This window comes from Serratia sp. BW106 (assembly GCF_002607755.1).
In the GTDB taxonomy this organism is placed as follows: Bacteria; Pseudomonadota; Gammaproteobacteria; order Enterobacterales; family Enterobacteriaceae; genus Serratia; species Serratia proteamaculans.
The window spans coordinates 1-9251 of sequence record NZ_MCGS01000023.1 but is presented as its reverse complement, the minus strand read 5'-3'; the positions used below and the strand labels follow the sequence as shown (position 1 = coordinate 9251).

9 protein-coding genes are annotated in these 9251 nt (G+C 49.7%); 6 read left to right on the top strand and 3 right to left on the bottom strand.

All coding sequences use genetic code 11. The features are described 5' to 3' along the window. Positions 1 to 101: 101 nt before the first annotated feature. On the bottom strand, positions 102 to 950 hold the full coding sequence (purU, locus tag BEI65_RS16160; RefSeq protein WP_085117091.1) for a formyltetrahydrofolate deformylase: 849 nt from the start codon (positions 948 to 950) through the stop codon (positions 102 to 104). 123 nt (positions 951 to 1073) lie between these two features. Then, a complete protein-coding gene (locus BEI65_RS16155) occupies positions 1074 to 1538 on the bottom strand; it encodes a YchJ family protein (RefSeq protein WP_099064218.1) in 465 nt (154 codons plus the stop codon). A gap of 141 nt (positions 1539 to 1679) precedes the next feature. Between BEI65_RS16155 and rssA the strand changes: the two genes are divergently transcribed. The 5 genes from rssA (at position 1680) to BEI65_RS16130 (ending at position 7228) form a co-directional block, all read left to right on the top strand. Then, a complete protein-coding gene (rssA, locus tag BEI65_RS16150; RefSeq protein ID WP_099064217.1) occupies positions 1680 to 2585 on the top strand; it encodes a patatin-like phospholipase RssA in 906 nt (301 codons plus the stop codon). A 105-nt stretch (positions 2586 to 2690) separates the two neighbouring features. Further along, the gene (rssB, locus tag BEI65_RS16145; protein WP_099064398.1) at positions 2691 to 3704 is read left to right on the top strand and encodes a two-component system response regulator RssB; all 1014 of its coding nucleotides are present in this window, start codon (positions 2691 to 2693) and stop codon (positions 3702 to 3704) included. Positions 3705 to 3903: 199 nt separating this feature from the next. Further along, on the top strand, positions 3904 to 4821 hold the full coding sequence (gene galU, locus BEI65_RS16140; RefSeq protein WP_099064216.1) for a UTP--glucose-1-phosphate uridylyltransferase GalU: 918 nt from the start codon (positions 3904 to 3906) through the stop codon (positions 4819 to 4821). Positions 4822 to 4864: 43 nt separating this feature from the next. Further along, positions 4865 to 6208 carry a UDP-glucose/GDP-mannose dehydrogenase family protein gene (locus BEI65_RS16135; RefSeq protein ID WP_099064215.1) on the top strand — a complete coding sequence of 448 codons (1344 nt, stop codon included), beginning with the start codon at positions 4865 to 4867 and terminating at the stop codon, positions 6206 to 6208. 9 nt (positions 6209 to 6217) lie between these two features. Beyond that, positions 6218 to 7228 (top strand): NAD-dependent epimerase, encoded by a 1011-nt coding sequence (locus BEI65_RS16130; protein WP_099064214.1) that lies wholly within the window; start codon positions 6218 to 6220, stop codon positions 7226 to 7228. Positions 7229 to 7445: 217 nt separating this feature from the next. On the opposite strand, the gene hns is transcribed toward BEI65_RS16130, so the two are convergent. Then, positions 7446 to 7853 carry a histone-like nucleoid-structuring protein H-NS gene (hns, locus tag BEI65_RS16125; protein WP_006321188.1) on the bottom strand — a complete coding sequence of 136 codons (408 nt, stop codon included), beginning with the start codon at positions 7851 to 7853 and terminating at the stop codon, positions 7446 to 7448. 696 nt (positions 7854 to 8549) lie between these two features. On the opposite strand from hns, the gene BEI65_RS16120 reads away from it, so the two are divergent. Beyond that, positions 8550 to 9134: a thymidine kinase gene (locus BEI65_RS16120; RefSeq protein WP_085117085.1), complete on the top strand. Its 585-nt coding sequence runs from the start codon at positions 8550 to 8552 to the stop codon at positions 9132 to 9134. Positions 9135 to 9251 lie beyond the last annotated feature (117 nt).

The following is a 9251-nucleotide window of genomic DNA, read 5'->3' as shown; positions in this document are numbered from 1 at the left end:
AACGGGCGTGTAAAGTATTGAAATGCAGAAAATGAATCGTTTGCCGGTTTTTTACTCGTGGCGGTGCATCCCTGAACGAAAGGCACCGCTTTATTGAGCAATTACAGAATAACCGTCCGGTTGCCGTAAACAAATACCCGCTGCGCCAGCACATGGTACAGCGCGCGGCTGAGCGCATTCTTTTCAACGTCACGTCCGGCACGCATCATATCGTCAGCAGAATAGGTGTGATCGACATGGATCACGTCCTGCATGATGATTGGGCCTTCATCCAAATTGTCGTTAACGTAGTGGGCGGTAGCGCCGATGATTTTCACGCCGCGTTCGTAAGCCTGATGATAAGGTCGGGCACCGATAAACGCCGGTAGGAACGAGTGATGGATGTTGATCACCTGATTCGGGTAGTGCTGGACGAATGCCGGCGTCAACACCCGCATATACTTGGCCAGTACCACATAGTCCGGCTGATACTGATCAATCTGGGCCATCATTTTCTGATCGTGCTGATCGCGCGTCAGACCTTCATGGCTGACCAGGTGGAACGGAATATCGAAACGTTCGACTAGCGTTTGCAAGGTGTCGTGGTTACCGATAACCGCAGCGATTTCTACATCCAGACCACCGTAGGCGCTTTTCATCAACAGGTCGCCCAGGCAGTGTGCCTCTTTAGTAACCAGGACGACAATACGACGACGGCCAGAGTTATGCAGTTCACGAACCGAACCCACCGGCAGCGCGCTGTCGAGATCTGCCAGTAGTGTGGTGTCGTTGAAAATGCCTTCCAGTTCGGTACGCATAAAGAAACGGCCGGTGCGGTGATCAACAAACTCGTTGTTTTGAATAATGTTGAGTTCATGCTTGTAACAAATATTGGTGATCTTGGCGATCAGACCTTTTGCATCCGGACAAATGGTGCGCAAAACTTTTCTTTGTACATTTTGGTGTGGCATGGGAGTGAGGATCCTGTCTGATACTGAACGTCCTGTCTTCGCAGGCGAGAGTTTTTATCATCTTTGTTTTCAAGCTGTGCCCGATTGGCCACGCCTGAAATCTATGGTGCCTGTGACTGTCGGCTAACGCCCACAGCACTTTTTATATTTTTTCCCTGATCCGCAGGGGCAAATGGCGTTTCTGCCAGGCTGGGGTTTGGTTCCGTCAATATAATACCAGCGTTGGTCAAGCAGAAGGAAGCGCGAACGCTCGTGCATCGCTTTGTGCTCGCCGGTACTGCCGTCGACGAAGCGGGCGATGAACTCGACAAAACCTTCTCCGGCTTCATATCCCTGTTTTTCTTCCACCACCGTCAGGCCGATCCACTCGGTATTTTTGAAGCTGTCGACGATCCCATTGCGCCATTCAGCGGCATGACAGTCCGGATGCCAGGTGGCTACCAGATAATCCACATTGTGTTTTACGTAAGCGCTAAAACGCGAACGCATTAATTTACCGGGGGTCGACGGCGTTTGGGTGCCGTTGATGTAGGGCTCGCAGCATGCGCTATACTCCAGGCCGCTGCCGCAGGGGCATAATTCGGGCAAGGTGACTCCTAAAATGGCCGGAACGAAATGAACGGGCCGATGCCGAAACAAATTTAGAGCATATGTTACCTAACAATATTCGGCTGTGACAATCTAGGCTGACAGCTGGGGCGTAACATTCACCGAAAAAGGACGGAAACGATGCGGAAAATTAAGATCGGATTGGCATTGGGCGCGGGTTCGGCCAAAGGGTGGGCACATATCGGGGTGATCAACGCGCTAAAGAAATTGGGTGTTGAAGTCGATATAGTAGCCGGCTGCTCGGTGGGTGCCTTGGTGGGGGCTGCCTTTGCCAGCCACCGTCTGCCGGCGATGGAAACCTGGGTGCGTTCATTCAGCTATTGGGATGTGATCCGTCTGATGGACCTGTCCTGGCAACGCGGCGGGCTGTTGCGTGGGGAACGGGTGTTCAATGCGGTAGGGCAGTTGTTAAAAATTGATGATATCGCTGAATGTTCACTGAAGTTTGGCGCGGTGGCGACTAATCTGAGCACCGGACGGGAACTGTGGTTAACGGAAGGGGATATTCATCAGGCGGTGCGTGCGTCGTGCAGTATGCCTGGTCTGTTGGCGCCGGTATGGTTTGACGGCTATTGGCTGGTGGATGGTGCGGTGGTGAATCCGGTGCCTATCTCATTGACCCGGGCTTTGGGGGCAGACATCGTTATTGCCGTTGACTTGCAACATGATGCCCATCTGATGCAGCAGGATCTGTTCTCGGTACGCACTCCTGATATGGAGACACCAAAAGATCTCCCTGCCCGAAACTGGCGAGGGCGACTGAGGGAACGTATCAGCAAAATGACCACCAGAAAGCCGAATTTCACGCCGACGGCGATGGAGATCATGGGGACCTCGATCCAGGTGCTGGAAAATCGGCTGAAACGCAATCGCATGGCCGGCGATCCGCCGGATGTGCTGATCCAACCCTATTGTCCACAGATCTCGACGTTAGACTTCCATCGTGCCGACGAGGCGATAGAAGCGGGTAGACTGGCGGTTGAAAAACAGCTGGATATGCTATTGCCATTGATAAAAAACAAATAATTTACGGTTCTTAACGGCATGCTCTGCGCTGGTGAAAATTTCAGGCAGGCATAAACGGTCTTTTTGAGCCACTATTACACTATGGAAAGGGAAGAGGCTCGGCTGATGGCATTACCACTGACTCACAAGCGCATTTTGGTCGTTGAGGACGAACTGGTTTTTCGTTCCGTGCTTGTTGGCTATTTGAAATCGTTGGGGGCGGAAACCAGTGAAGCGGCCAACGGTTTGCAGGCATTGAGTTTGGTGGATGATGTTCATCCCGATTTAATCCTGTGCGATCTGGCGATGCCGGAAATGGATGGGATCGAGTTTGTCGAACATCTGCGCCTGCAAGGCGTACAAACCCCGGTATTGGTGATCTCGGCGACCGACAAAATGGCGGATATCGCCAAAATGTTGCGGTTAGGCGTCCAGGACGTGTTGTTAAAACCGGTGACCGATCTCAATCGCCTGCGTGAAGCGGTGCTGGGCTGTCTGTATCCCAATATGTTTACCTCACCGGCTATCGAAGAAGTGGAACTGTTCCAGGACTGGGATGCACTGAGTAAAAATCCCTCCGAAGCGGTGAAGTTACTCAAACAGTTACAGCCTCCGGTGCAGCAGACCATCGCTCATTGCCGGATTAATTACCGGCAATTAACCACCGGCGAGAACCCGGGGTTGGTGCTGGATATTGCAGCGTTATCGGATAAGGATCTGGCGTTCTATTGTCTGGATGTGACCCGCGCAGGGGATAATGGCGTATTGGCGGCATTACTCCTGCGGGCTTTATTTAATGGATTACTGCAGGATCATTTAGCTAATCAGCGCCATCGGTTGCCGCAAATGACCGCATTGTTAAAGCAAGTTAATCAATTATTACGTCAGGGCAAACTGGAAGGGCAATTCCCGTTGTTGGTCGGTTATTATCACGCCGAATATAAAAACCTGATTTTGGTCTCCGCCGGTCTGCATGCCAATGTAAATACCGGCGATAATCAAATTCAACTGAGCAACGGCGTGCCGCTTGGGACGCTGGGTGCGACCTATATGAATCAAATCAGCCAGCACTGTGCCGCTTGGCAGTGCCAGGTCTGGGGCTCTGGCGGCCGGCTACGCTTGATGCTCAGCGCCGAATAAACCACCGGATTAAAACAGCATGTAAAATTTAGATATTTGACGTGCTTATTTTTACCTCAGTTAACCCATTGGGTAATTGTCCTAAAGTTTTTCTATTTGTGCTGCGGCTAATGCCAGTCAGTCATAAACTGGTATACTCCGGAGGTTTTTTGTATGGCGGATGAAGCTCATAAACCGAGCACTATTAAGAGAGGAAATAATGCCTGCTGTAAATCGTAAAGTCAGAAAGGCTGTGATCCCGGTTGCAGGCTTGGGAACACGGATGTTACCGGCGACAAAAGCCATTCCAAAAGAAATGCTGCCGCTGGTTGACAAGCCCTTGATCCAATACGTTGTCAATGAATGTATTGCAGCAGGGATTAACGAGATTGTGTTGGTAACCCATTCCTCCAAGAATTCGATCGAAAACCATTTCGATACCAGTTTTGAACTGGAAGCGATGCTGGAAAAACGTGTTAAGCGTCAGTTGCTGGATGAAGTTCAGTCTATTTGTCCAAAGGGCGTTACCGTGATGCAGGTACGTCAAGGGGTAGCTAAAGGGTTGGGGCACGCGATTATGTGCGCTTACCCGCTGGTGGGTGACGAGCCGGTGGCCGTAATTTTGCCGGATGTGATCCTCGATGAGTACAGCTCCGATCTGAAAAAAGACAATTTGCACGAAATGCTGCAGCGCTATGAACAAACCGGTATCAGCCAGATTATGGTCGAACCCGTGCCACATAAAGATGTTGGCAACTACGGCGTGGCCGATTGCAAAGGGTATGATCTGCAGCCGGGCGAAAGTGCCCCGATGGTCAGCGTAGTCGAGAAACCTTCGCCGGATGAAGCGCCATCTAATCTGGCCATTGTTGGCCGCTATGTGCTCTCCGCCGATATCTGGCCGCTGCTGTCGAAAACCCCTCCGGGTGCCGGTGGTGAAATCCAGCTTACCGACAGCATTGAAATGCTGATGCAGCAAGAGACAGTAGAGGCTTATCACCTGAAAGGGATCAGCCATGACTGCGGCAATAAGCTCGGTTATATGCAGGCGTTTGTCGAATATGGCATGCGACATGCCGGGCTGGGCCAAGAGTTTACTCAGTGGTTGAAACAGTTACTGGCCGCTGATAAGAAATAATTTATTTATCTTTCGTCTTAATTTGAAAAACTAGGATTTTCCCATGAAAGTAACAGTTTTTGGTATTGGCTATGTTGGCCTGGTGCAGGCTGCGGTTCTGGCTGAAGTCGGTCACGACGTTATGTGTATCGATATAGACGAGCATAAAGTCGAAAACCTGAAGAAAGGGAACATCCCTATTTTTGAGCCTGGTCTGACGCCGTTGGTGCAACAAAACTATGAAGCCGGTCGTCTGCATTTCACCACCGATGCAAAAGCCGGGGTCGCGCATGGCACCATTCAATTCATCGCCGTGGGCACACCACCGGACGAAGATGGCTCTGCCGATTTGAAATATGTGACTGCCGTGGCTCGTACCATCGCAGAACATATGACCGATCGCAAAGTGGTGATTGATAAATCTACCGTGCCGGTCGGCACCGCAGATAAAGTCCGTCAGGTTATGGAAGAAACGCTGCAGAAACGCGGTAGCAAGGTTGCCTTCGATGTGGTTTCCAACCCGGAATTCCTGAAAGAAGGCGCTGCGGTAGCAGACTGCATGCGTCCTGAGCGCATCGTCATCGGTACCGATAACAAAGATGTGATCGAGCCTATTCGCGAGCTGTATGAGCCGTTCAACCGCAACCACGATCGTATGATCATGATGGATATTCGTAGTGCTGAACTGACCAAGTATGCTGCCAACTGCATGCTGGCGACCAAAATCAGCTTTATGAATGAAATGTCTAATCTGGCCGAAATGCTTGGTGCAGACATTGAGAAAGTGCGTCAGGGTATCGGTTCTGATTCCCGTATCGGCTATCACTTTATCTATCCAGGCTGCGGCTATGGCGGCTCCTGCTTCCCGAAAGACGTTCAGGCCCTGATCCGCACCGCGGAGCATATTGGCTACCAGCCAAAACTGTTGCAGGCGGTAGAGCAGGTTAACTATCAGCAGAAATATAAGCTGACCAAATTTATCAAGCATCACTTTGGTGAAGATCTGAAGGGCAAAACCTTTGCGTTGTGGGGACTGGCCTTCAAACCTAATACCGACGACATGCGTGAAGCCTCCAGCCGTGTGCTGATGGAGCAGCTGTGGGAAGCGGGTGCTACCGTGCAGGCGTACGACCCTGAAGCGATGAACGAAGTACAGCGCATCTATGGCCAGCGTGACGATCTGAAGCTGGTAGGTACCAAAGAAGCGGCCCTGCAGGGGGCTGACGCGTTGGTTATCTGTACCGAATGGCAGAATTTCCGCGCGCCTGATTTCGACGTGATTAAAGGCTCGTTAAAGCAGCCGGTGATCTTTGATGGCCGCAACTTGTTTGACCCTGAGCGTCTGGAAAGCCGCGGCTTTACCTATTATGCCATTGGTCGCGGTGCGTCCATTCAGCCGGTTATTTAAGGGACAAATATGAAATTCCTGGTTACAGGCGCGGCAGGGTTTATTGGCTATTACACCGCTGAGCGTCTGTTGGCCGCTGGGCATCAGGTTGTCGGTATCGACAACCTGAATGATTATTACGATGTGGGTCTGAAAATGGCTCGCCTTGATCTGCTGGCGGATAAACCCGATTTCCAGTTTATTAAGCTGGATTTGGCCGATCGTGAGGGCATGGCGCAGCTGTTTGCCGAGCACCAGTTCCAGCGGGTGATTCATCTTGGGGCTCAAGCCGGGGTGCGTTATTCATTGGAAAACCCGCTGGCCTATGCTGACTCGAATCTCATCGGGCATTTAAACGTGCTGGAAGGATGTCGACACAATAAAGTCGAGCATCTGTTATATGCTTCTTCCAGTTCGGTATATGGGCTGAATCGTAAGCTGCCTTTTGCGACTGAAGATTCTGTTGATCACCCGATATCATTGTATGCGGCTACCAAAAAAGCCAATGAGCTGATGTCGCACAGTTACTCCCACTTATATGGTCTTCCCACCACCGGTTTGCGTTTCTTTACCGTATATGGTCCGTGGGGGCGCCCGGATATGGCGCTGTTTAAATTTACCAAGGCTATATTGGCGGGCGAGAGCATCGATGTATATAACCACGGGGAGATGCACCGTGACTTTACCTACATCGACGATATCGCGGAGTCTATTGTGCGGTTGCAGGCGGTTATTCCTCAGGCCAATGCTGCCTGGACAGTTGAGCAGGGATCGCCAGCGACCAGTTCTGCGCCGTACCATGTCTATAATATCGGCAACAGCAGCCCGGTGAAGCTGATGGAATATATCAGTGCACTGGAACAGGCGTTGGGGATTGAGGCTCGTAAGAATATGCTGCCGATGCAGCCTGGTGACGTGTTAGATACCAGTGCTGATACTGCGGAGCTTTATCGTGTTATTGGCTTCAAGCCTGAAACCAGCGTTGAAGAAGGCGTGAAACGCTTTGTTGAATGGTATAAGTCATTTTATAAAGCTCAGTAATTGAGCAGTACGTAAATGCTATAAGGGGCCTTGGCCCCTTTTTTTATGCTTAGACATAGTCAGGTCAGTTCGGTAAGTCAGGAGAAAAAAACCAATGGGGAGAGGGGGGCTGCCATAGGATAATTACCTAAAGCTTAACTTATGTTCTAACCAGCCAGGAAATAAGCATAACAAAAAGGCTCCCAAGGGAGCCTTTTTAACGTGCATCGAAATGCTATTACAGCAGGAAATCGTCCAGAGATTTACCTTGCTCTTCGATAGCTTTCTTAATCACTGCTGGAGTACGGCCCTGGCCAGTCCAGGTTTTCAGTTCGCCGTTTTCATCTTTATATTGGTATTTAGCCGGACGTGCTGCACGTTTAGCTTTACCAGCGGCTTTAGTAGCAGCCATAGTTTGCAGCAGTTCGTTAGGATCAATACCGTCAGCAATCAGCATTTCACGATATTGCTGCAGTTTACGGGTGCGTTCTTCAACTTCTGCTTGAGCCTGGCTGTCTTCTTCGCGACGTTCGTTCACAACAACTTCCAGTTTTTCAAGCATTTCTTCCAGCGTTTCCAGGCTACATTCTCTTGCCTGTGCGCGTAGAGTACGGATGTTGTTCAAAATCTTTAATGCTTCGCTCATTGTCCTAGTCTCAAATTATATTGGTGGGGGGCGTCTGGATAATAATAGAGTGCTCTTTTCTTTTCTGCAATAGACAAATTGAAAGGAACGCTCAAATTTACCTTTTAAAACACCTAACCGGAACACTACGGGTAATATAGGTGGGGGCGATAAGTATTACAACCTCCATTTTTAAGTCAAATTTTCAACAGTAGGGTATGTTTACTATGCCTGAAGGGCATTCATGGCTAAGTTATAATTGTGTTTTATATCAATATTACGCTGAATTCTGTGGGTTAAATCACGCGCCTAAGTATACCAACACTGTAAACAATGGGGGTATACGAGTAAAGATAACGTCAAGAACTGTACCCTTAGCTGTTTTATGTCATTAAATACTCTGGTGTCGCACCGGTAGGCGTTAATAGATTCAATTTCTCTGTGTCTCGGGGGACGGGGCAGACCTGTGTTGCTATAACCATTAATGCCTGGTGCTAATCATTAGCAGTAATTAAATGTGATGACAGACGGAAATTATCCTGTAAATAGATGTAAAGGCATGGCACGTACAGAACGGAATGTTTCACTTGAAAGTTTGGTATTCGTTTTGTCGGGATGTTGATTAACCCGGAGGCGTGAGCAGGCCGACAGGTTATGGTACACTTTACGCCTGAATCAACGTTTGAATATTTCTTATACCATTGGAGTTGCGGGCCCATGGCTCAACTTTATTTTTATTACTCTGCAATGAACGCAGGGAAATCTACCGCGTTGTTGCAATCTTCATATAATTATCAAGAACGTGGTATGCGTACACTGGTGTTTACCGCCGAAATAGATCACCGTTTTGGCGTGGGCAAGGTGAGCTCGCGGATTGGCCTGTCATCTCAGGCACAGCTCTATAATAATGAGTCGATGCTCTACGCGATGATTGCACAGGAACATCAACAGCAACCGATACACTGCGTGTTGTTGGATGAAAGCCAGTTCCTGACGAAGCAGCAGGTTGAGCAATTATGCGATGTCGTCGACCAACTGGATATTCCGGTTTTGTGTTACGGCTTGCGTACCGACTTCCTGGGTGAACTGTTCATTGGCAGCCAATACTTGCTGGCCTGGGCGGACAAACTGGTAGAGTTGAAAACTATCTGCCATTGTGGACGTAAGGCCAATATGGTGTTACGGCTGGATGAGAGCGGGCAGGCGATGCATGCCGGTGAGCAGGTAGTGATTGGCGGTAACGAGAGCTATGTCTCCGTTTGTCGCAAGCATTACAAGGAAGCCATACAGGCACTGGAGTAAGGTTTAAACACGACAGCGAGCCCTGTGGCGTGTTTAAACGCTATTGTGCAACCTGGTAGATTGAGCTGAACCTTCCGCATAAAAAAACCGCCTTTCTGAAGTGAACCCCGAAAGTTG